The 26,944-nt window shown below is 68.3% G+C and carries 24 protein-coding genes; 8 read left to right on the forward strand and 16 right to left on the reverse strand.

Annotated elements, in window-relative coordinates:
• Positions 1-6 precede the first annotated feature (6 nt).
• From PV766_RS04475 to PV766_RS04495, 5 genes are all read right to left on the reverse strand, one after another.
• The gene (locus PV766_RS04475) at positions 7-1,179 is read right to left on the reverse strand and encodes an ABC transporter substrate-binding protein (RefSeq protein WP_016931599.1); all 1,173 of its coding nucleotides are present in this window, start codon (positions 1,177-1,179) and stop codon (positions 7-9) included.
• Positions 1,176-1,916: an ABC transporter ATP-binding protein gene (locus PV766_RS04480; RefSeq protein WP_207213467.1), complete on the reverse strand. Its 741-nt coding sequence runs from the start codon at positions 1,914-1,916 to the stop codon at positions 1,176-1,178. Before PV766_RS04480 ends, PV766_RS04475 begins: the two co-directional genes overlap by 4 nt.
• Entirely contained in the window at positions 1,892-2,941 is a 1,050-nt protein-coding gene (locus PV766_RS04485; RefSeq protein ID WP_421096500.1) for an acyl-CoA dehydrogenase, read from the reverse strand. The genes PV766_RS04480 and PV766_RS04485 overlap by 25 nt, the downstream gene beginning before the upstream one ends.
• Before the next feature lie 7 nt (positions 2,942-2,948).
• Entirely contained in the window at positions 2,949-3,464 is a 516-nt protein-coding gene (locus PV766_RS04490) for a DUF4242 domain-containing protein (protein ID WP_129975675.1), read from the reverse strand.
• A 117-nt stretch (positions 3,465-3,581) separates the two neighbouring features.
• Entirely contained in the window at positions 3,582-3,674 is a 93-nt protein-coding gene (locus PV766_RS04495; protein ID WP_371053807.1) for a putative leader peptide, read from the reverse strand.
• A gap of 54 nt (positions 3,675-3,728) precedes the next feature.
• Here PV766_RS04495 and PV766_RS04500 point away from each other — a divergent pair, with 54 nt between their 5' ends.
• Positions 3,729-4,346: a TetR/AcrR family transcriptional regulator gene (locus tag PV766_RS04500; RefSeq protein WP_016931595.1), complete on the forward strand. Its 618-nt coding sequence runs from the start codon at positions 3,729-3,731 to the stop codon at positions 4,344-4,346.
• Between the two features lie 26 nt (positions 4,347-4,372).
• Here PV766_RS04500 and PV766_RS04505 read toward each other — a convergent pair whose 3' ends face one another.
• Positions 4,373-5,491 (reverse strand): energy-coupling factor ABC transporter permease, encoded by a 1,119-nt coding sequence (locus PV766_RS04505; RefSeq protein WP_421096501.1) that lies wholly within the window; start codon positions 5,489-5,491, stop codon positions 4,373-4,375.
• A 134-nt stretch (positions 5,492-5,625) separates the two neighbouring features.
• Here PV766_RS04505 and PV766_RS04510 point away from each other — a divergent pair, with 134 nt between their 5' ends.
• Together PV766_RS04510 and PV766_RS04515 are read left to right on the forward strand one after the other, a co-directional pair.
• Complete coding sequence (locus PV766_RS04510; protein ID WP_129975677.1) at positions 5,626-6,852, forward strand: acyl-CoA dehydrogenase family protein; 1,227 nt, start codon at positions 5,626-5,628, stop codon at positions 6,850-6,852.
• An 89-nt stretch (positions 6,853-6,941) separates the two neighbouring features.
• Positions 6,942-7,772, forward strand: a complete 831-nt coding sequence (locus PV766_RS04515) for a TetR/AcrR family transcriptional regulator (RefSeq protein ID WP_242496625.1) — start codon at positions 6,942-6,944, stop codon at positions 7,770-7,772.
• Positions 7,773-7,788: 16 nt separating this feature from the next.
• Here PV766_RS04515 and PV766_RS04520 read toward each other — a convergent pair whose 3' ends face one another.
• Together PV766_RS04520 and PV766_RS04525 are read right to left on the reverse strand one after the other, a co-directional pair.
• On the reverse strand, positions 7,789-8,586 hold the full coding sequence (locus PV766_RS04520; RefSeq protein ID WP_255161743.1) for an alpha/beta fold hydrolase: 798 nt from the start codon (positions 8,584-8,586) through the stop codon (positions 7,789-7,791).
• 48 nt (positions 8,587-8,634) lie between these two features.
• Entirely contained in the window at positions 8,635-10,170 is a 1,536-nt protein-coding gene (locus PV766_RS04525) for an ABC-F family ATP-binding cassette domain-containing protein (RefSeq protein WP_129975681.1), read from the reverse strand.
• Positions 10,171-10,363: 193 nt separating this feature from the next.
• On the opposite strand from PV766_RS04525, the gene PV766_RS04530 reads away from it, so the two are divergent.
• Positions 10,364-12,133: a penicillin-binding transpeptidase domain-containing protein gene (locus tag PV766_RS04530; protein ID WP_421096502.1), complete on the forward strand. Its 1,770-nt coding sequence runs from the start codon at positions 10,364-10,366 to the stop codon at positions 12,131-12,133.
• A 78-nt stretch (positions 12,134-12,211) separates the two neighbouring features.
• Positions 12,212-13,891 (forward strand): NTF2-like N-terminal transpeptidase domain-containing protein, encoded by a 1,680-nt coding sequence (locus PV766_RS04535; RefSeq protein ID WP_421096503.1) that lies wholly within the window; start codon positions 12,212-12,214, stop codon positions 13,889-13,891.
• A gap of 78 nt (positions 13,892-13,969) precedes the next feature.
• Here PV766_RS04535 and PV766_RS04540 read toward each other — a convergent pair whose 3' ends face one another.
• From PV766_RS04540 to PV766_RS04560, 5 genes are all read right to left on the reverse strand, one after another.
• On the reverse strand, positions 13,970-15,442 hold the full coding sequence (locus PV766_RS04540) for a peptide MFS transporter (protein WP_129975686.1): 1,473 nt from the start codon (positions 15,440-15,442) through the stop codon (positions 13,970-13,972).
• A gap of 108 nt (positions 15,443-15,550) precedes the next feature.
• Positions 15,551-15,928, reverse strand: coding sequence for a DUF3054 domain-containing protein (locus PV766_RS04545; protein ID WP_016933226.1), 378 nt, complete (start codon positions 15,926-15,928; stop codon positions 15,551-15,553).
• A gap of 124 nt (positions 15,929-16,052) precedes the next feature.
• On the reverse strand, positions 16,053-16,607 hold the full coding sequence (locus PV766_RS04550) for a YceI family protein (protein WP_016933225.1): 555 nt from the start codon (positions 16,605-16,607) through the stop codon (positions 16,053-16,055).
• A gap of 89 nt (positions 16,608-16,696) precedes the next feature.
• Positions 16,697-17,818 carry a lysylphosphatidylglycerol synthase transmembrane domain-containing protein gene (locus PV766_RS04555; RefSeq protein ID WP_016933224.1) on the reverse strand — a complete coding sequence of 374 codons (1,122 nt, stop codon included), beginning with the start codon at positions 17,816-17,818 and terminating at the stop codon, positions 16,697-16,699.
• An 84-nt stretch (positions 17,819-17,902) separates the two neighbouring features.
• Positions 17,903-19,411 carry an adenylate/guanylate cyclase domain-containing protein gene (locus PV766_RS04560; RefSeq protein WP_129975984.1) on the reverse strand — a complete coding sequence of 503 codons (1,509 nt, stop codon included), beginning with the start codon at positions 19,409-19,411 and terminating at the stop codon, positions 17,903-17,905.
• Positions 19,412-19,583: 172 nt separating this feature from the next.
• Between PV766_RS04560 and macS the strand changes: the two genes are divergently transcribed.
• From macS to PV766_RS04575, 3 genes are read left to right on the forward strand one after another with little or no spacing between them, the layout of a single operon-like run.
• The gene (gene macS, locus PV766_RS04565; RefSeq protein WP_016933222.1) at positions 19,584-20,834 is read left to right on the forward strand and encodes a MacS family sensor histidine kinase; all 1,251 of its coding nucleotides are present in this window, start codon (positions 19,584-19,586) and stop codon (positions 20,832-20,834) included.
• A complete protein-coding gene (locus PV766_RS04570; RefSeq protein WP_016933221.1) occupies positions 20,788-21,414 on the forward strand; it encodes a response regulator in 627 nt (208 codons plus the stop codon). Before macS ends, PV766_RS04570 begins: the two co-directional genes overlap by 47 nt.
• 39 nt (positions 21,415-21,453) lie before the next feature.
• On the forward strand, positions 21,454-22,104 hold the full coding sequence (locus PV766_RS04575; protein WP_016933220.1) for a DUF1707 SHOCT-like domain-containing protein: 651 nt from the start codon (positions 21,454-21,456) through the stop codon (positions 22,102-22,104).
• Positions 22,105-22,161: 57 nt separating this feature from the next.
• Here the strand turns inward: PV766_RS04575 and PV766_RS04580 are convergent, their stop codons facing one another.
• The 3 genes from PV766_RS04580 to trmB are packed head-to-tail and all read right to left on the reverse strand — an operon-like array spanning position 22,162 to position 26,930.
• The gene (locus PV766_RS04580) at positions 22,162-25,485 is read right to left on the reverse strand and encodes an MMPL family transporter (RefSeq protein WP_421096504.1); all 3,324 of its coding nucleotides are present in this window, start codon (positions 25,483-25,485) and stop codon (positions 22,162-22,164) included.
• 9 nt (positions 25,486-25,494) lie between these two features.
• Positions 25,495-26,187: an NYN domain-containing protein gene (locus PV766_RS04585; protein WP_129975692.1), complete on the reverse strand. Its 693-nt coding sequence runs from the start codon at positions 26,185-26,187 to the stop codon at positions 25,495-25,497.
• On the reverse strand, positions 26,184-26,930 hold the full coding sequence (trmB, locus tag PV766_RS04590; protein WP_084421719.1) for a tRNA (guanosine(46)-N7)-methyltransferase TrmB: 747 nt from the start codon (positions 26,928-26,930) through the stop codon (positions 26,184-26,186). The genes PV766_RS04585 and trmB overlap by 4 nt, the downstream gene beginning before the upstream one ends.
• Positions 26,931-26,944 lie beyond the last annotated feature (14 nt).

The raw sequence follows: 26,944 nt of genomic DNA on the forward strand, positions 1-26,944 counted from the left end.
GGGCGCTCACGAAGGATCGACCTCCTCGGTGCGGGTGAGATCGGTGGGAAGGCCGAAGGCATCGGTGCCGTCGACGCGGGTGAGGGACGTGCGGACGAACCGGTCGTCGACGAGATCGCCGTGCACGGTCGCAGGATCGAGACGCGACAGGAAACGCGTGTCGCCGTCGACGACGGTGTCGTGCATCGCCTCGATCAGCGCCGCGGTGAAACTCGGGAACGGGAACGGTTGGTACCCGATACGCTGCGGCTGCCACTGCGGGTGCACAGTGCCGGCCTCGCGATCGGGATAGGTGAGCGCCTCGGTGATCGCGGGCAGCGGCTGCGGCAGATAACCGGAGGACAGCATCGCGGCGGCGGCCCGACGGTCGGCACCGATCTGCACCTGGGCGGAGACCACCGAGTCGGTGAGGGCCTGGACGGCGACGGGGTCGCGTTCGATCAGATCCTCGTGCACGAGCAGAGCGCAGCACGCATGGTCGCGCCAGACGTCGCCGAGGAACCGATGGATCCGGCCCACCCCGCGGACCTCGGCGGCGGCGTTGAACGGATCGGCGACGGTGAACGCGGCGATGGACCCGTTCGCCAGGGCCGGGATCATGTCGGACGGTCCCATGACGACGAGTCCGACGGTGCGGGCGGACTTCGACGGCGCCTCCCGCACGACCGGTGTCAATCCGTGCGCCCGCAACAGCTGCTGCAGGGCGATGTTGTGGATCGACCACCAGAACGGGATCGCCACCTGCTGCCCGGCGAGATCGCTGAGGTCGGTGATGTGCGGCGCGACCGTCAGCGCCGAGCCGTTGGTGTGGTTCCAGCCGAGGATCCGCACGGAACTGCCCAGGCTGTACCGCAACTGGACCGCCATGGGCATGAGCAGGTGCACGACGTCGACGCGGCGGCTGACGAACGCCTCGGCGAGCGACGCCCAGCTGCGGAAGAGCACCGGCTTCGCCGCATCGACCACACCGGCGGGATACAGGCTCGACCCGTGCGCGACGAGCAGCGGTGCGGCGTCGGTGATCGGGAGGTAGCCGATGCGCAGCCGTCCCGTGCGGTTGGTGCGGTCGGCGGTCGCGGTGCGCGCGAGGTCGACGACCCCCGCGACACCACCGGCAGCCGCAAGCCCGAGCGCACCGCGCATCAGGGTGCGACGGCTGAACAGACCCGGATCGGTCATGTCGTGGACAGCGACGAATCGCGGTAGTGCGCAAGGATCGCCGGGCGCAGAGCATCGCGGTCGAGTGCCGACATGTCGCCGAGCGTCCATTCCTGTTGCACCACACCCGAACTCCCGAACAGTGCGATGCGGTCGGCGAGTTCGAGCGCCTCGTCGATGTCGTGGGTGACGAGGACCGTCGTGAAACCGAGATCGCGCGCGAGTTCGCCGAGCCACGACCGCAGGTCGGATCGGGTGGCCGGGTCGAGGGCACTGAACGGCTCGTCGAGCAACAGGAGCCGCGGACGCACCGCGACGGCGCGGATGACGGCGATGCGCTGGGCCTGACCTCCGGACAGCTGATCGGGGTAGTAGCCGGCGAGCGAGGAGAGACCGAAGCGTTCGAGGAGCGAATCGGCGTAGGTGGTGTCGAACCGCTCGCGGTGAGCGGCGAACCGCCCGCCGAAGGCGATGTTCTCGCGAACGGTCAGCCACGGCATCAGGAAGGGCTGCTGGAAGACCATTCCCGTGTGCGGACGATTGTCGCCCTCGGTGTCGGGCCAGTCGACGGAGCCGCGGTCGAGGTGATCGAGACCCGCGACGATCCGCAGCAGCGTCGACTTGCCGCTCCCGCTGCTGCCGAGCACGACGAGGAACTCGCCGGTCGCGATGTCCAGATCCACTCCCTGGAGGACCGGGGCGCGGCGACCGGCGAAGCTCTTGTACCCGTTAGTTATTCGTACTGCGACAGTTCCCACCGCAGCTGTCCTTCCGACGGCGATTGAATGGGCAGGAAGGCCGCCTCACGGAATCGGCGGTTGGTGGCGCTCGCCGTCGCGTATCCGGCACCGCCGCGCAGCGTCGCCTCGAGGCGGGTCGCGGCGACCGCGACGACCGAACCGTCGAGGCGCAGACGGATGAACTCTGCGGGAGCGATCGCGCCGGGGTCGGTGGCGAAGCGGTACAGCCGTTCGCGCAGCGAGTCGTATCGGGCCGAGAGTTCTTCGTACTCACCGGTGAATTGTTCGCCGAGTCCGTGCAGGCGGCCTGCGGCCTCGGTGAGCGACGCGCGTGCGATGCCCACGCAGAACGAGGTCTGCAGCATCATGAAAGTGGGCCGGATCGAGCCGCAGAAGCCGGCGAGGTTCTCGGTGAGGATGTGCGACCGAGGTATCCGCACACCGTCGAACTTCAGGGAGGTCGACGCCGTGGCACCCAACGCGAGCAGTTCGGGTGAATCCGCGATGGTGATGCCGTCGGTGTCGGCGCGGACCACGGCGACGAGGCGATCCCCGTCCGCCGTGCGGGCCGGGAAGACGATCACCGAATCGGGAAAGACGTTGGACGCCCAATGGATCGGTCCGGTGACGGTGATCCCGTCGTCGGTCCGCTCGGCGGCGAGGGGAAGTTCGCCGAGTCCGGCGAGGTGCTTGAGGGCCGCGGCCATGGCGGTGACGCCGATCGTGCGGCCGGACGCGAGATCGTCCCGATACCGGTCGCGCAGGAACTGCGGTGCGCGATCGATGTATTCGAGTGCCATGCGTTGTGCCCACAGCGAGAAGCCGACGGTGAGCGATGCGGCGGCGACCTCGTCGATGACCGCGACCATCTCGGAGAGACACTCCCCATCCAGCCCCTTGTGGAGCAGGCCCAGCTCGCCCGTGCGGGCGATGTCGGTGCGGATGTCGGTTTCTCCGCGATCGAGAGCAGCGGCGCGATCGCGTACGAATTCTGCGATCGCCGCGCGCTGGTGCTCGCTCGTTCGGTCAATGGCCGCGGTCATCGGGTGCTTATCCTTCGAGGGAGTGGAGACGGTCGATGGGGGTGCTGACGACCTCGCGGGCGCGGACGACCGCGGCCTCGTCGGGGGCGTTGTAGAAGCACAGGCACTTGTCCATGTCCTCGCGGACGTAGGTGCGCAGGAAGCTCACCTCGGGGACGTCGGCGTACTTCGGCGAGTTCGCCTTCTTGCGGGCGAGGTAGGTCTCCATGTCGATCGTGTCGGGGATGTCCCATTCGACGAGGTAACCGGCCTCGGGTCGGGTGGCCTTGATCTGATCGAGCTCGGCGCCGACGAGACGGACCTCGTTCGGCCCGACGATCTCCGCGACGTCGAGGGAGGCGGACTCGAGCTGGGCGGGGCGGCACGCGTCGAACTCGGCGATCGCGAACACGCGCGTGCCACCGGTGGTGACCTGCGATTCGATCAGTTCGCCGCCGGCGGCGACGACAGCCTCGCCGAAGGCCTTGATGGCGGCCTCGGCCCGGCCTTCGGTGGGGACGAGTTCGTAGAGATACAGCGACATGAGGTCACCTTCCGGGAAGTGGAATCGGAACTGTGACCGGTCCGGGCACGGCGGGTCGCCGTTCCGTCTTCGGACGAGGGGGCGACTACGGCATGCGGCACACGCGGGCGAGGCCGGTCAGAAAGGGGAGTGACAACACGCAGCAGTCGACACCCGCACGAGATCCACGTGCAGGCGTCGAGTCAGAAGGCTGTGTGTCACGTGCTCCACCGTACTGTGAATAGAACGGTCTGTCTATCGCGCCGTGTCCGTTACTCTGGGCTCGTGCGTACGTTTGCCGAGGATCGAGCGACCGGCACTCCGAAGGGAGCGGCCGAGCGAGCACCGTCCAAGCCCTCGCCCGCCACCCGTCTGCTCGACACCGCGAGCGCGCTCTTCGCCGAGCACGGTATCCGCGCGGTGGGGATCGACCGCATCCTCGCCGAGGCAGGCGTCGCCCGTGCGAGCCTCTACTCGTCGTTCGGGTCGAAGGACGCACTGGTGCTGGCGTATCTGGACGACCTCGACCGGCGCGACCGGCGGCGATGGCACGCCGCCGTCGAACCGCTCGACGATCCGATCACGAAGATCCTCACCTTCTTCGATCTCGCGATGCAGTCGGCACCGAAGAAGAACTTCCGCGGATGCCAGTACGCCAACGCCGCGACGGAGTTTCCGCAAGAACTTCTCGAACCCGTACTCGCACACCGGGAATGGCTGAATTCGACGCTCGTCGACCTGCTGAATCTCGCCGGGGCGACCGAATCCGAGGTGGTGGCCGGGCGCGTGCAACTGATCTACGACGGTGCCTTGTCCGGCAGCAAGTTCGAGCACTCCGTCGAACCGATCCGGCTCGGCCGCGACATGGCTGCAGCGATCATCGAGACGCACCTCCCCCGCTGACCCGGGGTCCGCGTCGACCCGTGGACTCAGCCTGCCGAGTTGCTCCGCTGCTGTGTGCGGCGCTCCGTGGTCGCGGAGATTGCCGGCCGCGGCACGAGAGCGCGGAAACACACGCTCGCCAACACGAAGGTGCCGAGCGCTCCCAGCACCGCGGCAATGCCCGTCGAACCGGGCCGGCCGTCGATCGTGTAGTCGGCGAGCGCGCTGTCGGCGAGCCGGTGTTCCTCGACCTCCCGTGCCATGCAGTCGCCCGAGAGGGCCTCGGCGAGCGCGTCGATCTCGCAACCGCGCGTGGTGGCCACCTCGAGAGCGCCGGGAGTGTCGACGGCGAGCGGCGCCAGGATCCCGGCCACGACGAGCGTGGTGAATGCCAGCCCCACGAACAGCGTCCCGCGAGCGCGCGGATGCGGCGGTGGGGGCGGCGAGGCATTCGCGTCGAAAGGATCGACCGGCAGCCGCGTCAGATGGACCGATTCCGGGGAGACCCGCGCGACGGCGAGCACGACGGCGGCCGTCACCAGCCCTTCGACAACCCCGACCGGAACGTGGGTCGCATACAGGAATCCGATGTTCGACACCGGCACCGTGGAGGTGCCACCGAGTGCGTATTCGACGACGAAGCCCGTCACGGCGGCGAGGACCGAGACGAACCCGCCGACGAACGAGACCAGGCCGAGCGTGACGAACGGTCGAACGCCGCGGTGTTCACACAGTGCGCGCAGTGCCGTGGCGGTGAGAAAACCGGCGGCGACCGCGACGAGCACCATGTTGGTGACATTGGCGCCCAACGCCGACAGGCCGCCGTCGGCGAAGACGAAGGCCTGCACCACCAGGACGATCGTCAGCGCGACCGCGCCCACGAACGGGCCGAGCAGAATCGCCGCGAGTGCGCCCCCCACGACATGCCCGCTGACCGCGGGCAGGACGGGTACGTCGACCACCTGCAGGGCGAACAGCAGGGCGCAGACCGCCGCTGCCGTCGGCACCGTCCGCTTGGTCAGATCGTTGCGCGCGTACCAGGCGGCGATGCTGATCCCGATCACGGCGATGACGAAGAACCACGCGGATGCGCGGCCGGCGATCAGGCCGTCGCCCATGTGCAGGGCGAGGACGTCCGTGCCGGCGAACCCACTCGTATCGACCATCTCCGATGTCCCTCCCACCGACGGAGTGCTCTGCGGCGAAGGCTAGTACCGGCATCGGGGGAGGCGGAGCGTTTTCGAGAGCTCGGCGGGACGGGAGCCTGGGCAAAAAGTGAAACCCGTTCTATATTTGCGTCATGTACGAGTGGTCCGACACAGACCTCATGTTCCGCGATGCGCTTCGCGGTTTCATCGAGAAGGAAATCCGCCCGCACGTCGACAGTCTCGAATCGGGAGAACTGCCGCCGTACGACATCATCCGGAAGTTGTACGCGACTTTCGGCATCGACGAGATGGCCCGGGAGTCGCTCGACCATGCCCTCGCGAAAGAGGAACGCGGAGAGAAGTCTTCGGGATCGTCCGGTGGAACCGGCGGGTCGCCGGGGATGGCGGCGTTGCTCAATATCGAGATCGCCGGGGTGAGTCTCGGGCTCATCGCCTCGCTCGGCGTCAGCCTCGGCCTGACCGCGGGCACGATCCGCAGCCGCGGAACCCTCGCGCAGAAGAAGCGGTGGTTGCCGGAGTTGGTGACCTTCGAGAAGGTCGGCGCATGGGCTATCACCGAACCCGATTCGGGCTCCGATGCGTTCGGTGGGATGAAGACGACGGTGCGCCGCGACGGGGAGGATTACATCCTCAACGGGCAGAAGACCTTCATCACCAACGGTCCGTACGCCGATGTGATCATCGTGTACGCGAAACTCGACGAGGGGGATCCCTCGATCGATCGCCGCGACCGCAAAGTGCTCGCATTCGTGCTGGACAAGGGCATGGAGGGACTCATCCAGAGCCCGCCGTTCAAGAAGATGGGCATGAATTCCTCGCCGACGGGCGAATTGTTCTTCGACAATGTGCGCCTGACCCGCGACCGGTTGCTGGGGGAGACCGAGGAGGGTGGCCGCAGCGACGGCAAGGACAGCGCGCGGGAGTCGTTCGCCGCCGAGCGCATCGGTATCGCCTATCTGGCCCTGGGCATCATCGAGCAGTGCCTGAAGCTGTGTACCGAATATGCGAAGTCGCGGAAGCTGTGGGGCAAGGAGATCGCGCAGTTCCAGTTGATCCAGCTCAAGCTCGCCGAGATGGAGATCGCGCGGGTGAACGTCCGCAACATGGTCTTCAGTGCCATCGAACGCGCGCAGGCGGGAAAGCCGGTGGGTCTGTCGGAGGCCTCCGCGATGAAGCTGTACTCGTCGCGGGCGGCGACCGAGGTGGCGATGGAGGCCGTGCAGTTGTTCGGCGGGAACGGATACATGGCCGAATATCGCGTCGAACAACTCGCCCGGGATGCGAAATCACTGATGATCTACGCCGGTAGTAACGAAATTCAGGTAACACATATCGCGAAGGGATTGCTGGCGCAGTAACCTCCGGATGCAACCGCTCGAAATACGCAAAAAGGACAAATCTCGAGCGGGGGATGACAATTCACCCGATGTGTCGACTATTGTTCGCCATGAGCAAAGTTATGCCGGTCGCCGACGAGGGGAGCGACCGGTTCCAGAGGGGAATCCGAGCGGAAATCGGGGGAGCGATGTACGCGGAACGAAAGGGCGGCGAAAAGCCGTCGGTGACAACGGACGGCCGGAGCGCTCGTGCAGAGCGTACCCGGCAGGCCGTCATAGAGGCTCATATCGCGCTCATCCGAGCGGGAGAGCTCAAACCCACAGGGGCGCAGATCGCGTCGCGGGCCGGGGTGTCCCTGCGATCGTTGTGGGGACACTTCGGCGATCTCGAGACGTTGTTCGCCGCAACCGGAACCGAACTGATGCGGCGCCAGGACGACGCCTACGAGCCGATCGATCCGGCGCTGCCGCTCGACGAACGGATCGATGCCTACTGCAGGCAGCGGGCAGAACTGCTCGAGTACATCGCGCCGTTCGCGCGGTCGTCCGAGATTCGCGCCCCGTTCTCGCGCGAGCTGCAACGCAACCGCATGCGCTATCTCGACAGGGCGCGATACGAGATCAGGGCGCTGTTCGCCGACCAGCTCGAGGGCGTCGACGACGCCGTCCGCGCCGACATCGAGAACCTGCTGGGCGTGTCCACGACGTGGCCGACCTGGGTCTCGCTGCGGGACGTGCTGCGACTGTCCGTGCCGGAAGCCGTCGAGGTCATGAAACGGGCGGTGTCGGCGCTGTTGATGGAGGCCTCCGGCGCCGCCCGGCAGCAGACGGTCGCCCGCGCTGCGCAGGAGAAGGCCGCGATGGCGGTGCACCGGATCGCTCCGCAGTCCCGGACTGCCGCGACGATGGCGCCGCGCGAACAGGTCGTCGTCCCGGCCTGACCGGGCAACGCGCCGGTCAGCTCCGGCGGGCGTGTGCCGAGAGGAAGGTCTCGACCGCAGGTAGTGCGGCCGAGACCGTCTCGGCATGATCCACCCCACGCAGGATCGCGAGTCGCGCACCGGGCACGGTGCGCGACAACGCGCGGGTGTCCTCCACCCGCAGGCGATCGTCCGACCCGACGACGGCGAGGACGGGCACGTCGATACCGGCGAGTGTGTCGTCGTCGATCCCCGGTTCCCGATCCGACCGGCGGAAGTAGGCGGCGAGGGCACGCGCGTCGTTCTTCAGGAACGCCGAGCGTGTCGCGGGATCGACAGGCCTGCGACGTCGTTCCTCCCAGACACGGACGAAACCGTCCATGCCGTCGCGTTCGAGCACGTCGACGGTGCCGGGGAAGAACATCGCGTCCATCGACCCCTCCTGGGGCCGGGCACTCCCACCGAGCAGGGTCAGGCTCGCGAGCCGCTCCGGCGCTGCGACGGCCAGTGCGAGACCCGCACGGGCACCGAAGGAATAGCCGACGTAGTGCGCCCGGTGGGCTCCTGCTGCGTCCAGGACGGCGAGCAGATCCCCGACGATCGCGTCCATCGCGTAGGCGTCCTCGTCGTGAGGGGTGTCGCTGCGGCCGTGCCCACGCAGATCGGGCATGACCAGCCGGAAATCTCTACCGAGCGCCGTCACGTAGCCGAATGCGCGCCATACCGCCGACGACAGGGCACTGCCGTGGACGAGCAGAACCGCCGGTGAATCCTCGGCGCCCGCCGTGGTGAACCGGATCCGGGTGCCGTCGGCGGGGTTCGTCGCGTGGCTCATCCCAGCAGTATGTCCGAACGGCTCATCCCAGCAGTATGTCCGAACGGCTCACCCGCCGAGTTCGACCGACCGATCCACCTGCACCTCTTCGAGGAATCGCTCGTCGTGCGAGACCACCACGAGCGCACCGTTGTAGGCGCGCAGGGCCTGGGTCAGATGCGCGAGGCCGGCCAGGTCGAGGTTGTTGGTGGGTTCGTCCAGCAGGAGCAACTGCGGGGCGGGATCGGCCGCGAGCACGATCGCGAGCGCCGCCCGCAACCGTTCGCCGCCCGACAGCGCGCCCACGGGCACCTCGGCGTGACGGCCGCGGAACAGGAAGCGCGCCAGCCGTGCCCGCACCTGTTGCGGAGTCAGGTGCGGAGCACGGTCCTCGGCGTTCTCCGCGACCGAACGGTCGTCGTCGAAGATGTCGAGGCGCTGTGGGAGCACTGCGAAGGGAACGAGCGGGCCCGCGTCGACGATGCGGTGGAGCAGGGTCGTCTTGCCCGACCCGTTGGGGCCGCGCAGTGCGATCCGCTCCGGTCCGACGATCTCGAGCGGTGCGTCCGCCACCCGCCGGCCGGGTGGGACCGCCGTTCCGGGCAGGTCGATGCGGATCTGCGGGTCGTCGCGTACGGCGTCCTGCGCCCGATCGAGGTTCTCCCGCGCCGTACCGAGATCCTCCTCGTGCTCGCGGCGGAAGCGTCCGGCGGATTCCTGCGCCTGCCGCTTGCGCGCACCCATGACGATCTTGGGTTCGCGCTTCTGCTCGTACATCTTCTGCCCGTAGCGTTGCCGTCGGGCGATCGTGACGTGCGCCGCCGCCAGTTCGCGTGCCTGGCGCCGCACGTCGTTGCGGGCGTCCCGCACCGCGGCCCGCGCCGCCTCCTGTTCCTCCGCGACGATCCGTTCGTACTCGCCGAAACCACCGCCGAACAGGCGCAACGACCCGTTGCGCAGTTCGGCGATCGAATCCGTCCCCTCGAGCAGTTCCCGGTCGTGTCCGGCGACCAGCACCGTACCGGGGAACCGGTCGAGCGCGTCCTGCAGTCGCGTACGGCCGTCGGCGTCGAGATTGTTCGTCGGCTCGTCGAGCAGCAGCACGTCCGGTTCGTCGAGCAGGCGTGCGGTGAAGGCGAGCAGCACGGTCTCTCCGCCGGAGAGCTGACCGACGGTGCGATCGAAATCGCCGGTACCGTAAAGGATCCGGTCGAGACCCACGCGATGCATGAGCGCGAGCGCGCGGTCCTCGATGTCCCACCGGTCGCCGACGATCTCGAAGTCCCGATCGTCGATCGATCCGGATTCGATGCGTCGCAGTGACTTTCGGATCTCGCCGATGCCGAGGACGGAATCGACCGGAACCGCCGGATCGAGCGTGACGTCCTGGGGGAGGTAGGCGACCCGCCCCCGTACGGTCGACGAACCCGAGGTCGGGCGGAGTTCGCCCGCGATCAACCGGAGCAGAGTGGTCTTCCCGCTTCCGTTACGGCCCACCAGGCCGATCCGCCCGGCCGGGACGACGGCATCGAGATCCTGTACGGCGGAGGTGCCGTCCGGATGGACGTAGGAAAGTGCGGACAGCGTGATACCGGATGAAGACATGGTGGCTCCCGAAGGGTGAGGGTCGGCTGCGCGAATGCGCGGGGACGGAACCGCTCACAGGAGCAACGGACTTCTCCGATCGACGGGTACGGGATGCGGACACCATGGTGGATCCTGCACCGTCCGGGATGCAACCGAATATTTCACCCCGGCGCCTACCTGCGGTAACAGGCACGGGACCGAAAGTGCGGGCATGATCGGGACCGTGCGGATCCGACTGCTGACCCTGGGTGTCGCGACAGCGACGGTGCTGTCGCTGCCTGCGTGCGCGACCGGCCCCGATCAGCCGGAGACGATCGCGGAGGAATTCGCGGCCGCTCTCGACGTGGGCGACGTCGCGGGGGCGGCCGCGCTGACCACCGACCCGGCGGCGGCAGAAACCGCCATCGGCGCCCTCTTCGAGGGGCTCGGCAACGACGATCCCTCCGTGAGTGTCGCGGGGACGGGCGACGGCGACACCTTCGACCTCGACGTGAGGTGGACCTTCGGGGAGGGCCGCGACTGGTCGTACCGGACCACCGGCAGCGCGACGGAGGATCCGGCGGCCGACGCGTGGCGTGTCCGCTGGGATCCCGCCGTGCTCTCGCCGGAACTGGCGGGCGGCGCATCGCTGCAGTACCTGACCACGGCCGGTGCCCCGCCGACGATCTTCGACCGGGCAGGGCAGCCGCTCATGGGGGAGCAGGTCGTCACCGTCGTGAACCTCGACGCCACCGCCGACCCGGCGGCGGTCGCGCCCGTGCTGGCCACGGTCGTCCCGACCATCACGGCGGAGAGCCTCACCGAGCAGGTCGCGGCGGCCGGTGGCGGTGCCGCGGGGGTCATCACCCTGCGTGAGGACGACCTCGCACCCATCGAGGAGCGCCTCGCTGCGCTGCCCGGCGTGACGCTCGTGCCGCAGACCCGTCTGCTCACCACCGAACGTGCTCTCGCCTCGCCCGTGTGGTCCGGTCTCGCCGAACTCTGGCAGGAGGGACAGGACGCCTCGGCGGGCTGGGTGGTCCGGCGGGTCGCGGCGGACGGTGCCACCACTCGGGTCTCAGGTGAGTCGGGACCGGAGGCCCCCGACCTGACCAGCACGATCGATCTCGGCCTGCAGCGACGGGCCGAGGAGGTCCTTGCGACCTTCGACACTCCCGCGGTGATCGTCGGGATCGAGCCCGCGACGGGCGCGATCCGCACGATGGCCCAGAACGAGGCGGCCGACGCCGAGGGCCCGGTGGCCGCGACGGGTCTCTACCCGCCGGGTTCGACATTCAAGGTGGTGACGACGGCGGCAGCGCTCGGTGCCGGTCTCGCCGAACCGGGCACCGTGCTGCCCTGCCCGGGGGTCGCCTCGATCGGCTCGCGCACGATTCCGAACGACGAGAACTTCGACCTCGGGCCCGTGCCGCTGCACACCGCGTTCGCGTTCTCGTGCAATACGACCATGGGGCGGCTCGCCCTGGATCTGCCTCCCGACGCGTTACGCGCGACGGCCGAACGGCTCGGTCTCGGCATCGATTACGTCACGCCCGGTCTCGTCACGGTCACGGGTGATGTGCCGGTCACCGACACCGATGCGGCCCGCGTGGAAGCAGCGATCGGGCAGGGAGAGGTGACGGCGTCGCCGTTCGGGATGGCGCTGGTCGCGGCCTCGGTCGCGAACGGCCGGACACCGGCTCCGATGCTCGTCGAAGGGCAGCCGGCCACGCCGGATCGGGACGCCGAAGCGGTGCCGGAGAACGTGCTCGCGGCACTGCGAGAGATGATGCGCGAGACTGTGATCGAGGGTACAGCCGGTACGTTGCGCGACATTCCCGATCTGACGGGGAAGACGGGGACGGCGGAGTACGGTGACAACGTCGGGGCGCACGGCTGGTTTATCGGCTCACAGGATAATCTTGCCTTCGCGGTGTTCGTGGCAGGGGCGGACGGCTCGGCCCCCGCAGTCGAAGCGGCGGGGCGATGGCTGAGGGGGTAGGGCGCGTGGCGCAATTGTGATTGGTTCGTGCACAACGCGTGCTGGTATCTCGTGTGACTGAAGTGAAGGTTGTTACATATGAGATTTCGTGAGTGGCGGGGGAAACGAGGGCGTATCGTCGCGCTCGCCGTATGCCTCGTCGTGGCTGTCGTCGCTCTGACGACAGTTGTGTTCTCGGATTCTCGAAGCGAGGCGCAACGCCTCGTCGACGACTTCGTCGCCGCTCTCGACGATCGGGATGCAGCCACAGCGGCTGCCCTGACCTCCTACCCGAACGCGGCGGAGGAAACGATCGCGCAGATGTACGACGGCCTGTCCGACGGCACCGTCGACTACGACGTCACCCAGCTCGTCGAACTCAACGACGAGTCGGGATACTTCACCCTCTCCGCCGGATGGAACTTCGGCGAAGGTAAGGACTGGTCGTACCAGGTCACCGGAGCGGTACGGAAGCTCGCCGTCGGCTGGCGCGTGTCCTGGGACCCGGAGGTCGTCGTACCCGACCTGTCGGGCGGGCGCACCGTCCACCACGTGCGCACCGACGCCGCGCCGCCGAAGATCTTCGACCGCACCGGCCGTCTCCTCATGGAGGAACAGACCATCAACGCCGTGGTGCTCGATCCCGCGGCGATGCCCGATCCCGCCGACACCACCAACCGCCTCGCCGCGGTTCTCGCGCCGGTCGCACCCGTCGTCACCGCCCAGCTGATGCAGGAGCGGATGGACGAGAACCCCGGCAACCGGGTCACCGCGGTCAAGCTCCGCGACCAGGACTACCAGTTCCTCCAGGACGACATCGTGTCCATCCCGGGTGTCGAGGTGCTCACCACCCCCACCCTGATCAGCGCCGATCGCCGGATCTCCACACCCTTGCTCGATTCGCTGCGTTCGGCCTGGCAGCTCGAACGCGACCGGACGGCAGGCTGGGCGGTCACGCTCGAGGATCCCGAGAGCGGCCCCATCCAGGTGGCCGGTTTCCAGGGCCCGCCGCCTCCGGATCTGCAGGCGACCGTCGACTCCCAGGTGCAGCTCGCCGCGAAGGAAGCGGTCGTCACCGCGGGTACGCCGGCCGCGGTGGTCGCCATTCAGCCGTCGACCGGCGGCATCCTCGCCGCCGACGTCAACAACTGGGCCATGGAACTCGGCCCGGTGCTCACCCACGGTCTCTACCCCGCCGGAGGTGTCCTCGATCCGCTCCGGCTGGCAGCCGGTCTCGAGCGCGGAGTCGACCCGAACGACGTGAGCTCGGACGACATCGCCACGACGGCCCGCAGCCTCGGGCTCGGCGTCGACTACGAGGTACCGGGCTTCGAATTCGAGACCGCGCAGATCGGGCACAATCCCTCCGGAGTGGTCCAGTTCGCCGGATCGGACTCCGACGAGAACCTGATCACCCCCCTCGGGGCCGCGGTGCTGGCCGCCTCGGTCGCTCGGGGCAGCGCCGCTGTCCCCACGATCGTCCAGGGGCAGGAGACCGTCGTCCACGACGCCCCCGAGGCGCTGCCCGCCTCTGTGATCGACGCTCTGCGCGGCATGATGATCGACAACGTGCAGAACGGTCCCGCGTCCTACCTCCGCGGCCACGCCGGTCTCGCGGGTATCGCCGCGGCGAGCGGCGACGACCGGTGGTTCTTCGGTTACACCGGTGGCGACCTGGCCTTCGCGGTCTTCGTCGCCGATGCGGACGGTGGCGACCGCGCGATCAAGATGGCCGACACGTTCCTGCGCAAGCTGAGCGAACCGCTCGTCGGAGACTGATCCGCCGCGCTCGGTACACCGAGGGCGATCGGGACCGCCCCCGGCCGCGTGGCCGAGGGCGGGTGCCCGAGTCGGTGTCTACTGCACGCCGTGCATGAGCTTCTTGATGCGCGGCGAGAACAGGGCGAGCACGACACCCACCGCGATCGACGCTCCACCGATCCACAGGTAGTACGGCACCTCGTCGGTCTCGTCGTAGAACCCGGCGAGAGTACCGGCCATGGCCGTGCCGCAGGCGACGGACAGGTAGAACAAGGCGACCATCTGCGTGTGGAAGTTCTTCGGCGCGAGTTTCGTCGACAGCGACAGTCCGACAGGGGACAGGAACAACTCGGCGAAGGTGAACAGCAACAGGATGAAGACCAGCCCGAGCAGGGGAGCGCTGTTGGCACCGCCACCGGCCATGGGGATGAAGCACAGGAATGCGATGCCCATGATGATCGTGCCGGCCGCGAACTTGATGGGCGACGACGGCTGGCGCGGTCCGAGCTTCGTCCACACGGCGGCGAAGACACCCGCGAACAGGATGATGAAGACGGGGTTGATCGACTGCACCCAGGACGGGGGGAACTCCCACCCGAACAGGTCGCGGTTCAGGCGCGTGTCGGCGTAGACGGCGACCATCGTGAACTGCTGCTGGAAGAGCGACCAGAAGACGGCGCTCGCGATGAACATCGGGATGAACGAGAGTACCCGGCTGCGCTCGATCGACGTGATCTGCTTGCTCGTCAGCATGATGACGAAGTAGGAGACGGTCGCGACGAGCGTCAGGACGACGACGATGTCGGACATGTTGCTCGTCGTGACGAGGCCGGTGAGCGCGGCGACCGCGATGAGGACCACGGCGATCAGGCCGATTCCGGCCGCCTTGGTGCGTGTCTCCGCCGGCAGGGGATGCGGCGGCACCTTGCCGATCTCGCCGAGGTGCTTGCGGTAGATCGTGTACTGCAGCAGACCGAGGAACATACCGACTGCGGCGAGACCGAAGCCCCAGTGGAAGCCGTGGCGATCGGCCAGGAAGCCCGTGAGCAACGGGCCGACGAGCGCGCCGAGGTTCACACCCATGTAGAAGATGGAGAAACCGGCGTCGCGTCGAGGATCCTGCTCGTCGTAGAGATCGCCGACGATCGACGTCGCCGTGGCCTTGAGACCACCGCTACCGAAGGCGACCAGCACCAGGCCTACCCCGACCCCGACGAAACCGGGCAGGACGGCGAGCGCGATATGGCCGAACATGATGAGCACGGCACTGTAGAACAGGGTGCGTTCGGAACCGAGCAACCGGTCGGCGATCCATGCCCCGAGAATCGTCGACAGATAGACCGTGCCGCCGTAGGCACCGACGATGGAGGTCGCGGCCACCTGGCTGATCCCCAACCCACCCTCGGATGCCGAGTAGTACAGGTAGTAGATCAGGATGCCCTGCATGCCGTAGAAGGAGAATCGCTCCCACATCTCGACACCGAACAGATTGGCCAGGGGCAGGGGCTGGCCGAAGAACCGATGGTCGGATCGGGACCCGGTCAGGGTGGGTGGTTCCAGCGTGGACATGATCTCCACTGTTGCACCGCGCAGGGCGCGAGCGCGAAATATTCGCATATCCCGCGGTCGCATTTCACACTTCGGGTGCGAGTGTGAGACCCGAGACCCGGAGAGACGTTATGCGTCGACCTTGCGGCGCTGGAGGAGTCCGACGACGAGACGCCAGCCCACCAGGAAGAGACCGAGGAAGATCGTGGCGACGATGATGAAGGCGGTCGCGGTGCCCTGGCCGGTGACGGCGCGCAGCAGCATGCCGACCACGAGGGTGCTCACCCACACCAGCAGACCGGTGGGGACGGCGGCGAAGGCGTCGAACTTGTCGCGGTAGAGCCATGCGGTGAGGAACCATCCGACGGTGAGACCACCGAGGAACGGCCACGCCGTTCCTGCGAGCCCCACGAGATCGAGCACTTCGTCGTGACTGGAACGACCGAGCACGGCGAATACGACGACGAGCACGACGTCGGCCACCAACGCCGGGATGTACTTCTTCACGGCTCCAGAGTAGCGGCGACGTGGAAGGAGCAGGAACGCCCGACGCGTGCTCTCGAGCACGATCCGGGCCGGTAGAGCCCGGAACGCCCCTCCCGGAGGAGGGGCGTTCCGCGTGTGAGGGGGCTCAGGCCTGCAGGCCGGCCTCGATCTCGAGAGTGATGGTGATCTTGTCGCCGACGACGGCTCCGCCACCTTCGAGCGGCATCTCGATGCTGATGCCGAAATCCTTGCGGTTGATGACGGTGGTGGCCTCGAAGCCGGCGACCGGACCCTGGCCCATGCCGGGGTTGACGCCGTTGAACTCGAGCTTCAGCTCGACCGGGCGGGTGACGCCGTGGAGGGTGAAGTCGCCCGTGACGATGTAGTCCTCGCCGTCGGCACGGATGCCGGTGGAGGCGAAGGTGGCGACGGGGAACTGCTCGGCGTCGAAGAAGTCGGCGGAGCGGACGTGCGCGTCGCGGTCGGCGTTCTTGGTGTTGATCGACTTCACGTCGATCTCGGCGTTCACCGATGCGGTGCCGTCCTCGGCGACGGTGATGGCGCCGGAGAAGTTCTCGAAGGTGCCGCGAACCTTGCTGACGACGAGGTGCCGGACGGTGAAGCCCACGTTGGAGTGGACGGGGTCGATGGCCCAGGTGCCGGTGGTCAGGCCGGGGAAGGTGGTGGTGGCGGTCGTCATGGTGGTCCTCCTCGATGATTCAACTTTCAACTTCTTGCCTGCAACCATGCCACCGAATAGTTGCTTGCGCAACTACATTGTGATGTGAATCACGCAGGTTCCGGATTCTCGACCGGACGACGTCGCCGTTCCAGGGTGCTGCGCTCGTGTTCTGCGCGCTCGGCGATCGGGTCGATCTCGTCGCTGCCGTTGCCCCGGTACATCGCGGCGACCGTACTCCAGCCCGCCAGCGCGACGAACGCGAAGCTCACCATCCGGTACACGAAGACCGCGGCCAGCGACTGCGAGGCGCTCAACCCCGCAGCGGTGAGCGTCGCGATGAGGGTGCCGTCCACGAATCCCAGGCCGCCGGGTGCGAGGGGCACGCTCCCCACGGCCTTCGCCGCAGCGAACGCGATGAACAGGCCGGCCACGGACGGAGAGCCGCCCACTGCCCAGCACGCCAGTCCGAGGCACGCCACATCGGCCGCGCGGTGCACTGCCGACCACGCCACAGCGGCCACGCCGTCGCGACGTGCGAGTTCGACCGCCTCGAGTTGCGCGAGGGTGCGTTCGAAGACGTCGAAGCCGGTGCCCCTCGGCTTCCTCGTGACGCGATTGACCCGGTGGAGAACCCACGCGCCCGCCGACTCGATCGACGTGGGATTCTTCGCGACGTATCGCAGCCCGAACACCAACGCGACCGCCCCGGCGAGCGACAACACGAGGGTCACGGGGCTGATCCGGCTACCGACGGCGAACGCACCGATCATGCCCACCGACGCGAGCGTCGCCGCCGCGATGACGCCGGAGACGGCGAGCTGCCACGACGCGACCACAGGCGTCGCGCCCCACTTGCGCGTCTGCTTGTAGGTGAACGCGGTGGAGAAGACCGGCCCTGCCGGCAGGGTGACCGCCATGGCGGTGCTGCCGTAGATCACCGACGCCGAGCGCCAGTGCCCGACGCGTACTCCGCCCGCCCGGAGCAACCGTTGCTGCACCCCGGCGAAACCGCTGAGGGAAATCATCTGGGCCAGCACGCACGCGGCGAACCAGCCCCAGTGCATCTCGGTGACAGCGCGCCACGAGTCGCTCATCGTCGGCCACAGGTAGATCGCCTCGACGGTCAGCAGGGCGACGAGCGCGACTGCCGACACCCACTTGAGCCACCGGAACGAGCCCCGGCGCGGCGTGGCGTCGGGGCATGGAGGATCGTCGTGCGGCTGCGCCACGCTGTTCACCGTAACCGACCGCAGGGTCGCGGAGAGGGTGCCAGGGGCGTTCCGCCTCGTCGGCAGCTCCCGCGGAACGGGCCGTCACTCGTCCGTCGAACCCTCCGATTCGTCCGTCCGGTTCGCTCCTCCGGGAACACCGGGATAGCGAACCGGCCACGCGAGATGGGTCATCCGCCGCCTGCCGCGCAGCTGCACCTCGTCGCCGAGTTCCCAATGGCTGCGTTCCTCGTCGTCCGCGAAATACAGCGCGCTCGACGACGCGAGAACCCTGCTCGGACGCAGTTTCGCCAACTCGGTCAGACGCGAGGCCTCGTTGACGGGATCGCCGATCACCGTGTACTCGAAGCGCTCGGACGCACCGATGTTACCGGCCACGGCGAGTCCCGCGGACACACCGATTCCCACGTCGAGCCCGGTGATCTCGTCGAGCGCGAAACGAAGTTCGCGTGCGGCCGCGAGAGCCGCCGTGGGGGCGTCCGGCCGGTCCAGGGGAGCGCCGAAGATCACCAGAGCGGCGTCGCCCATGAACTTGTTGACGAAGCCGTGGTGCCTGTCCACCACCTCCACGACGACACGGAAGAATTCGTTGAGCAGCTCGACGACCTCGTTCGGTGGTCGCTCGGCAGCCGTCGCCGTCGACCCCACCATGTCGACGAACAGCACCGCGACGTATCGGGTCTCGCCGCCGAGTTCGGTGCCGTACTGCAGGGCGCGGCGCGCGACGTCCTCACCGACGTGCTGACCGAACAACTCGCGCAGGCGCCGGCGCTCGTCGGACTCGGCCATCATCCGGTTGAAGCCGACCTGCAGGCGGCCGATCTCGCTGCCGTCGAACACCTCGACCCGCACCCCCGAAGCACCGCGCTGCACGCGTTCGATCGCCCAGCGCAACTGCTTGATGGGGTCGGAGATCTGCGCCGACGTGAGCAGCGACAGCACGAGGGCGAGGCCGATCGACGTCACGGCGAGCGCGAGGACGGACAGGGCCAGAGCGTCGGCGTCGAAGTCGGTGTTCGCGCTCAGCTGGGTCACGCACAGCAGCACGATCCCGGCGACCGGCATGAGCGTGCCCAGCCCCCAGGTCATGGCCAGGCGCGTGCCCACGCCCGGAGCCATCGTCCGGTCGAAGTTGCCCTCGCTCAGCGCCCGCGCGGCGACCGGCCGCAGGATGCGTTCGCCGAGCATGTAGGTGAAACCGAAGGTGCTGGTCGCGGCCATCGCGACGGTGACCGAGACCGCCACTGCGAGCGACGGCATCTCCTCGGCGGTGAGGAAGACGAACAGCACGCCGCCGAGCAGCCACAGTCCGAGGTGGACGATCGCCTGTCGCAGCGGGGCGTGCAGGGCCGCCATCTGTTCCGCCCGAGTGGGCGGGCCGCCGCGGAGCTGCCACCGCACGACAGAGCGCAGCGTGATCGCTGCGGCGCCGAGGCTCACGATGCCGGCGAAGACCAGGTACACCGCGAAGACCGCGAAGTTGCGGACGCGATCGGCGACGATCGCCTCGGTCTCGCCGATAGGGATCCCGTAGCGGACGAAGGCGAACACGAGCAGCGCGCCGAACAGATTCGAGGCGCCCATCGAGGCCATGTAGAGCGGCCAACGACTCCGCAGAGTGGCGGCGACAGCTCGGTACGACCTCAGCACGACTTCAAATCAAACCACTGTGCGGACGGTCACAGTGTGGGGCGGTCACCGTAGGGGGTGCGGAGTGGTTGGATTCACTCGCCACCTACCGAGACGAAAGGTGCGAAACGTACAGATGAGATCGTCTCCGACCGGTCCCGATGCGGATGCACCCTTGTGGCGGGCCGCCCAGGTGTTCCGGCTCGTGACCGTCGTATACGCCGTGGGATCGCAGTTCTCGACCGTCGTGAACTACACCCGTCCGGGTCTGTCGTGGTTCTTCGTCGGGGTACTCGTGGCGTGGTCGATCGTCTCGGCGATGCTGCTCTCCCACCGGGTACGTCTGCGCCGGACGGTCACCGCGGTGGACCAGATCCTCGCCGTGGCCCTGATGGCGGCCACCAGGCTGGTCGCCGACCACGACTGGTACAGCAACCACCAGACCATGCCGACCACGTTGTGGGTCGCCAACGCCGTGCTGTCGGCGGCGATTCTCGGCGGTCCTCTCACCGGCATCGGATCGGCGCTGCTGATGTCCGTCGTCAGCGCGGTCGTGCGCGACCAGATCACTCTGGATCTGTGGCGGGACGCGACGGCGCCCGTGCTCGTCGCGTGCGGCGTGGCGATGGGATTCGCGACCACCGCCGCGCGCAGCGCGCACCGGCAGCTCGAACAGGCCGTGCGGGTCGCAGCCGCCACCGAGGAACGGGACCGGCTCGCCCGTCAGGTGCACGACGGAGTGCTGCAGGTGCTCGCCCTCGTGCAACGGCGCGGACTCGAGCTGGGCGGGGGCGCGACGGAACTCGCGGAGCTGGCACGGGAGCAGGAGGCCGCGCTGCGGCAGCTGATCTCCGAACAGGACACGCATGTCGACCGCGGTGGCGAGGACGCCGACCTCACAGCCCTCGTGCGGGCCCGCGCCGGTACCGCCGCGACCGTGTCCGCGCCGGCCGATCCGATCATGATCCCCCGCGACCGGGCCGAGGAACTCGCGGCGCTCACGACCGCGGCCCTGTCCAACACGCACTTGCACGCCGGTGCCGGAGCCGCCACGTACATCCTTCTCGAAGATCTCGGCGACGAGCTCGTCCTCAGCATCCGGGACGACGGTGTCGGGATCGGGCCGGGCCGACTCGACGAAGCTCGCGACCAGGGACGCATGGGGGTGTCCAAGTCGATCGTCGGGCGCGCGGAATGGCTGGGCGGCGTCGCGCTGCTCGACAGCGCCGCAGGCGAAGGAACCGAATGGGAGATCCGGGTGCCGAAGGGGGAAACGAATGGCGGAGATCAACACGGAAGCACACGAGAACACCGCACACGAACGTCGTGCCGTCAGCGTGATGGTGGTCGACGACCATCCCATCTGGCGCAACGCCGTCGGACGTGACCTCGAGGAGGCCGGGTTCGTCGTGGTCGCCGAGGCCGACGGTGTCGCGAGCGCCGCGCGACGCGCCGCGGTCGTCCGCCCCGACGTCGTGCTCATGGACATGGCGATGCCCGACGGCACCGGTACCGAGGCGACCCGCGCGGTCCTCGAGGTCTCCCCGGACAGTCGGGTGCTCGTCCTGTCGGCGTCCTCCGAACGGGACGACGTCCTCGGTGCGGTCAAAGCCGGGGCGTCCGGCTATCTCGTGAAGAGCGCCTCGGTGCACGAACTCGTCGACGCGGTCCTCGCCACCGCGCGGGGCCGGGCCGTCTTCACCCCCGGGCTGGCCGGGTTGGTGCTCGGTGAGTACCGCCGCATGTCGAACGACGTCGGCGACAGGCTCCCGCCGCCCACCCTGACCGGGCGCGAAACGGAGGTGTTGCGGCTGGTCGCGAAGGGTATGTCGGCGAAACAGATCGCCGCGCGGTTGACACTCAGCCACCGCACGGTGGAGAACCATGTCCAGGCGACGCTACGCAAACTGCAACTCGCCAATCGGGTCGAACTCACCCGGTACGTCATCGAGCAGGGTCTCGAGTGACTGCTGAGGCATACCGAGTGTCCCGTTAAGCTCGTGGGCATGGAACCGAGGGATCTGCGGGTGTCGGACGCCGAGCGCGAGCACGTCGGCGAACTTCTCCAGCGGGCGGTCGGGCAGGGAATGCTCTCGCTCGGCGAGTTCACCGAACGGATGGACACCGTCCTCGCCGCCAAGACCCGAGGCGATCTGAACCAGGTGCTCGTCGACCTGCCGGGCATCCAGATCCGTCCCGAGTTCCAGGAACAGAATCTTCCGGGGATATCGCAGGCGTCCTACCCCGCGCCGACCGCAGCGGCGTTCCCCGCGCCCGGCCAGGCTGCTCCTCTGGTGATCAAGGGGCGTGTCTCCAGCGTCGAACGGAAGGGCCGCTGGCACGTGCCGCCCGCCATCGCCCTGGACACCGTCGCGTCCTCGGTGACCCTCGATCTCACCGAGGCGGTGATGCAGACGCAGGTGGTGCGGATCGATGTGAGCGACTATCTCAGTTCGATCAGCATCGTGCTGCCCGCCGAGGCCACGGCAGACGTCAACGGCGTCGAGAATGTCGCGTCGAGTGTGTCGTCCAAGGTGCGTGGCGGGGCGCCGTACGGACCGCTGCACGTCGTGGTGACCGGCAAGGTTCGCGGTGGAAGCCTCAACGTGACGCATCCGCTGTCCACGAGACTGCGCAAGTTCTTCAACGGCAACTGAAGTCCGACAACACCCGAGGCGACCCGCGAGCGGGTCGCCTCGAGTCGTTTCGGATCGTCAGTCGCGACGCTGCCGGGCGATCAGTTCGCTGACGCTGATCGAGCGGCCACCGTCGGGACCGTGGCGTCCGCGGCTGCGTGAATCCGCGTCGTTCTGTTCCTGCTGCGAGTCGTCCGCTCGTTGTTCCGGTCGCTCGGCACCCCCGGAGCGGGGCGGTTGCTCAGGACCCCGGGACCGCGAGGGCAGAGGCGGACGAGGGGTGCTCTGCGTGGGCGGCTGCATGCCCTGGGTGGGCGGCTGCTGCGTTCCCGGCACGGGCGGCCGGGCCGGTCCCTGTGCCGGCAATCGCGGTCCTTCAGGCCTCGGCGGACGCTGTGCCTCCGGGACGGAAGGTCGCTGGGGTTCCGGCGCCGGGGAACGCTGCGCTTCGCGTGCCGGCGGACGCGGTCCGTCCTGTGCGGGCCGCCGCCGCGGCGCGGGAGGCTCCCCGCCGGGCGAGGTGCGGCGCAACTGCGACAACCAGTTCTCGATCGCCTGCGGGTCCCGTCCCCGGCCGGTGCCGGACTCGCTCGGACGCGACGCCGGGGCACCGGGCAGAGGCTCCGAATCGCCCGGGACAACAGGTGGCCGGACGAAGGACTGCGGCAGCGGCGGCGGAACCTCCCCGCGCTGACGGCGGGGGAGCGGCGGCACGGCCGACGTCGGCGACGGTTCGGATGCCCGGCTTCCGGGTGTCTCGGACGCACCGCGCTGTGTGGGATCGAGCGCACCGCGCTGCGTGGGATCGAGCGCACCGCGCTGTGGCAGCGACATGCCGTTCCGCTCGTCCACCTGCGTCCGATCCTCCGCGCGACGTCGCGGTTCCGGTACCGGCCGCGACGGACGTCCCGGACCTGCAGCGGGCGGCGCCGGACGGCTCGCCGGCGTGGGACGGCCGGTCGCGGGTGGCACCCGCTCGCCGTTCCGAGGTGCGGGGGGACGACCCGCAGCGGGCGCTGCGGGACGGACAGGGGGACGACCGGGCGTCTGGCGGCGCACCGGCGGCGGCGTGAGATCTCGGAGTTTGCGCTGTTCGGAAGCCGGACGCGGCGGAGCGATCTTCGGCAGCGGCTGCGTGAGGTCGGAGCCACCCTCGAAGGCGCCCGGGAAGCGATGCGCACCTGTGGCCGCGACCGTCGCCGGACCGAACATGCCGACGGTGATCAGCTCGGGAACGTCCTGGGGCATCAGTTCGTCGGCGAGGATGGGTTCGCCCAGGCCGATCTTCTCCTGGATGCGTTTCATCCATGCCGGAGCCCACCAGCAGTCGTCCCCGAGCAGCTTCATCACGGCGGGCACGAGGAACATGCGGATGACGGTGGCGTCGATGATCAGCGCGGCGATCATGCCGAACGCGATGTACTTCATCATCACCAGTTCGGAGAACCCGAAGGCGCCGGTGACGACGATGAGGATCAGGGCTGCCGCCGTGATGATGCGGCCGGTGTGGGCGGTACCGATGCGGATGGACTCGGTGGTGCTCGCCCCCATCGATCTCGCCTCCACCATTCTGGAGAGCAGGAACACCTCGTAGTCGGTCGACAGGCCGTACACGATCGCGATGATCAGCACGAGCACCGGCGACATGATCGGTCCCGGCGTGAAGTTGAGCAGCCCGGCGCCGTGGCCGTCGATGAAGATCCAGGTGAGGATGCCGAGGGTCGAACCGAGACCCAGGGCGCTCATCAACACCGCCTTGACCGGCAGCACGAGCGAGCCGAACGCCAGGAACATCAGCAGTGTCGTCAGCAGGACGACCACCACGACCATCAACGGCAGGGTGTCGAGGAGGGCTGCGATCGAGTCCTGTTCGATCGCCGGTGTGCCACCGACGAGCACTTCGACACCCTCGGGCCATTCGGCCGCGTGCAGATACTCGATGGTGTCGGCGGACTCGTTGCGGTCGGTCAGGCCGGCCTTGAGTACGCGGACGCCGTCCTTCGCCGGGCCGGTGATCGTGAATTTCTCGACGAGGCCGGGAGCCTCGCTGGCCGTGGTGATGATCTTGTTGAGGTCGCCGCCCTCGGCGCCGCGGACGACGAGCTTGACCGGTTCGGCGCGCTGGCCGGGGAACAGTTCGTCGAAGGTCTCCTGCGCGACACGCGTGGGGTGCTCGGGCGGCAGGTAGGTCTCGTTGATGCCGCCGAACTTGATGCCGGTCAGCGGCATGATCAGCAGCAGCAGGCCGATGACCGTCGGGATGGTCACCTTCATCGGGTTGACCATCACCCAGCGGCACAGGCGGCCGAGGAAGCTGTTCTCGACCTGCTCGTTCGACTGGATCTGCCCGAAGCGCTTCATGCCGAACTTGTCGATGCGCTTGCCGAGGATGCTCAGGATGGCGGGCAGGATCGTGATGGACAGCAGGGCGGCCAGCGACACCGCCGAGATCGCGCCGTAGGCGACCGACTTGAGGAAGCCCTGGGGGAACAGCACGAGACCACCGAGGCTCGTGACGACCATGGTCGCCGAGAACACCACCGTGCGACCTGCGGTCACGACGGTGCGCCGCACCGCTGCGCGTGTGTCGTAGCCCTCGGCGAGTTCTTCGCGGAATCTCGACACCATGAACAGGCCGTAGTCGATCGCCAGGCCCAGGCCGATGAGCGAGACGACCGGCGCGACGAACGAGTTGACCTCGGTGAAGTTGGTGATCAACCGGACGATGCCGTTCGCCGCGACGATCGTCAGGCCGCCGGTGATCAACGGCAGCGCGGCTGCGACGACACCGCCGAAGACGAAGAACAGCAGGATGCCGACCGCGGGGATCGCGAGGATCTCCATGCGCTTGATGTCGTTGGCCATCGTGTCGTTGAGCGCGCCGGAGATCGGTTGCAGGCCGGCGAGCTGCACGTCGATACCGTCGACGGCGAACTCGTCCTTGACCTCGCGGAAATTGCCGGTCAGTTCCGTGTCGTCCTCGCCGGCGATCGCGACCGACGCGATCGCGTGCTGACGCGACGGATCGGCCAGCGACGGCAGCGACGGCGCGTCGTCGGTCGGCCAGTACGCACCGTTGATCTTGAGAATTTCGTCGGGATGCTCGGCGACCAGTGAGTTCAGGCTGTCCGTGACCTTCGCCGCGAACTCGGGATCGTCGACCGTCCTGCCCTCGGGCGCCGTGTAGAGCACCAGGACGTCGCCCGCGGTGTCGCGGCCGAAGGTGCCGTCGGCGAGCTTGGCAGCGGCGACGGACTCCGAGCCGGGATCGTCCCAGCCGCTCTGGCTGAGATGATCGTTCAGGCTCAGCCCGTACCCGGCGAGCGCGAGCAACCCCGCGACCATCACCGCGATGACGGTGAAGCGCGCGCGGTAGACGAGCTCTCCCCAACGGTCGAACACGTGAGTCTCCTATTCGGCGACGCTCTTGCGCCCCACCAGGAGAGCAGAAAGCGGTCGGAACGGCTGCAGCCAGGCACCCTCGTCGGGCAGCGATTCCAGGCTGACGCGGGGCAGCGGTTCGCGGAACACACCGGGAATGTCCTCGAGATCGAGGAACTCGATGATCTCGGAGGTCACCGCCCAGCTGGCGTGCTCGCGGAAACCGAGCACCGTGGTGGCGATGCCCTGCTGCGCGAGCAGCTCGAGGGGTTCACGGAAGGCCTGCCCGTCGGCGGAGGCCACCATCACACCGGCGAGACCCTCCCGGTGCCTCAGCTCGATGTGGTGCAGCATGTCGGAGTCGACATCGCTGTCCTCGTCGATCTTCGGCTTGGCGAACACCGCGAAGCCCACATTACGCAGGGCCTCGACCCAGGGGCGGACGACGTCCGCGCTGCCCGGTGCGATGTTGGTGAACACCGTGGCCTCGGGCTCGAGGGTGGCGGAGTGCTGACGCGACAGTTCGGCGGTGCGCCCGAGCAGCCACCGGCCGAGAGCGTCGAAGCGCGGGCGGTAGGCGGCGGTGGGCCGTCCCCCGAGGATCGCGCCGAGGCCCATGTCGAGGTTGGGTGCGTCCCAGACGAGCAGGACCTTACGGACCGGCTCGACGCCGTCGATCGCGGAGGAATCGGTCACGCCGGGAAGCTCTTCATGGACACTCATGCTCCGATCTTCCCCCAGACGAACTCGTTGATCGCGCTCCCCACCTGGTGCGCCTTGTCCTCGAACTTCGTGACGGGTCGCTCGAGGCCGATCGGGGCGGTACCGGAGAACCGGGCGAGTCGAGGTTCGGCGTCGCCCACCTCGGCGATCGCTTCGGCGTAGTCGGCGTGGTCGGTGGCCACGTGCAGCACTCCGCCGGGCTTCAGCCGGTCGGCGATCAGCGCGAACGTCGGGGCCTGCAGGAGCCGGCGCTTGTGGTGGCGGGCCTTGGGCCACGGATCCGGGAAGAAGACCCGCACCCCGGTGAGCGACTCGGTGGTGAGCATCTTCTCGAGCACCTCGACGGCGTCGCCCCGCAGGATCCGCAGATTCTCGATCGGCGCGTCGCTGTCGTAGCTGCGCTCGATGCCCTGCAGCGTCTGGGCGATGCCGGGCTTGTAGACCTCCACGGCGATGAGGTTCACCTCGGGCTCGGCCCCTGCCATGGCGAGGGCAGCGGTTCCCGTTCCGGATCCGATCTCGAGGACGAGCGGTGCGGAACGGCCGAACCACGCTTCGACGTCGAGCGGATCGTCGCCGACCTCCTTGCCGAGTTCGGGCCAACGACGGTCCCAGCACTGCTGTTGAGGGTCGGTCAGCGATCCACGGCGGGACCGGAAACTCGTCACCCTGGGGTACAGGCGGTTCCCGCGGGTCGGGCGCTCGTCGAGCGTCTCGGTGGTGTGCTGATCGGCTTCGTTCACCCGTCCATTGTCGC

It is taken from the genome of Rhodococcus sp. As11 (assembly GCF_048957735.1).
Classification (GTDB): Bacteria; Actinomycetota; Actinomycetes; order Mycobacteriales; family Mycobacteriaceae; genus Rhodococcus; species Rhodococcus gordoniae.

Bases quoted from the DNA above. Each gene is read 5' to 3' on its own strand.
- PV766_RS04575 (WP_016933220.1), top strand. From the start codon at position 21,454: ATGGAACCGAGGGATCTGCGGGTGTCGGACGCCGAGCGCGAGCACGTC.
- PV766_RS04530 (WP_421096502.1), top strand. From the start codon at position 10,364: ATGATCGGGACCGTGCGGATCCGACTGCTGACCCTGGGTGTCGCGACA.
- PV766_RS04570 (WP_016933221.1), top strand. From the start codon at position 20,788: ATGGTGGTCGACGACCATCCCATCTGGCGCAACGCCGTCGGACGTGAC.
- PV766_RS04485 (WP_421096500.1), bottom strand. From the start codon at position 2,941: ATGACCGCGGCCATTGACCGAACGAGCGAGCACCAGCGCGCGGCGATC.
- PV766_RS04510 (WP_129975677.1), top strand. From the start codon at position 5,626: ATGTACGAGTGGTCCGACACAGACCTCATGTTCCGCGATGCGCTTCGC.
- PV766_RS04490 (WP_129975675.1), bottom strand. From the start codon at position 3,464: ATGTCGCTGTATCTCTACGAACTCGTCCCCACCGAAGGCCGGGCCGAG.
- PV766_RS04535 (WP_421096503.1), top strand. From the start codon at position 12,212: ATGAGATTTCGTGAGTGGCGGGGGAAACGAGGGCGTATCGTCGCGCTC.
- PV766_RS04560 (WP_129975984.1), bottom strand. From the start codon at position 19,411: ATGGCCTCGATGGGCGCCTCGAATCTGTTCGGCGCGCTGCTCGTGTTC.
- PV766_RS04515 (WP_242496625.1), top strand. From the start codon at position 6,942: ATGAGCAAAGTTATGCCGGTCGCCGACGAGGGGAGCGACCGGTTCCAG.
- PV766_RS04550 (WP_016933225.1), bottom strand. From the start codon at position 16,607: ATGACGACCGCCACCACCACCTTCCCCGGCCTGACCACCGGCACCTGG.
- PV766_RS04585 (WP_129975692.1), bottom strand. From the start codon at position 26,187: ATGAGTGTCCATGAAGAGCTTCCCGGCGTGACCGATTCCTCCGCGATC.
- PV766_RS04525 (WP_129975681.1), bottom strand. From the start codon at position 10,170: ATGTCTTCATCCGGTATCACGCTGTCCGCACTTTCCTACGTCCATCCG.
- PV766_RS04505 (WP_421096501.1), bottom strand. From the start codon at position 5,491: ATGGTCGATACGAGTGGGTTCGCCGGCACGGACGTCCTCGCCCTGCAC.
- PV766_RS04540 (WP_129975686.1), bottom strand. From the start codon at position 15,442: ATGTCCACGCTGGAACCACCCACCCTGACCGGGTCCCGATCCGACCAT.
- PV766_RS04520 (WP_255161743.1), bottom strand. From the start codon at position 8,586: ATGAGCCACGCGACGAACCCCGCCGACGGCACCCGGATCCGGTTCACC.
- macS (WP_016933222.1), top strand. From the start codon at position 19,584: ATGAGATCGTCTCCGACCGGTCCCGATGCGGATGCACCCTTGTGGCGG.
- PV766_RS04475 (WP_016931599.1), bottom strand. From the start codon at position 1,179: ATGACCGATCCGGGTCTGTTCAGCCGTCGCACCCTGATGCGCGGTGCG.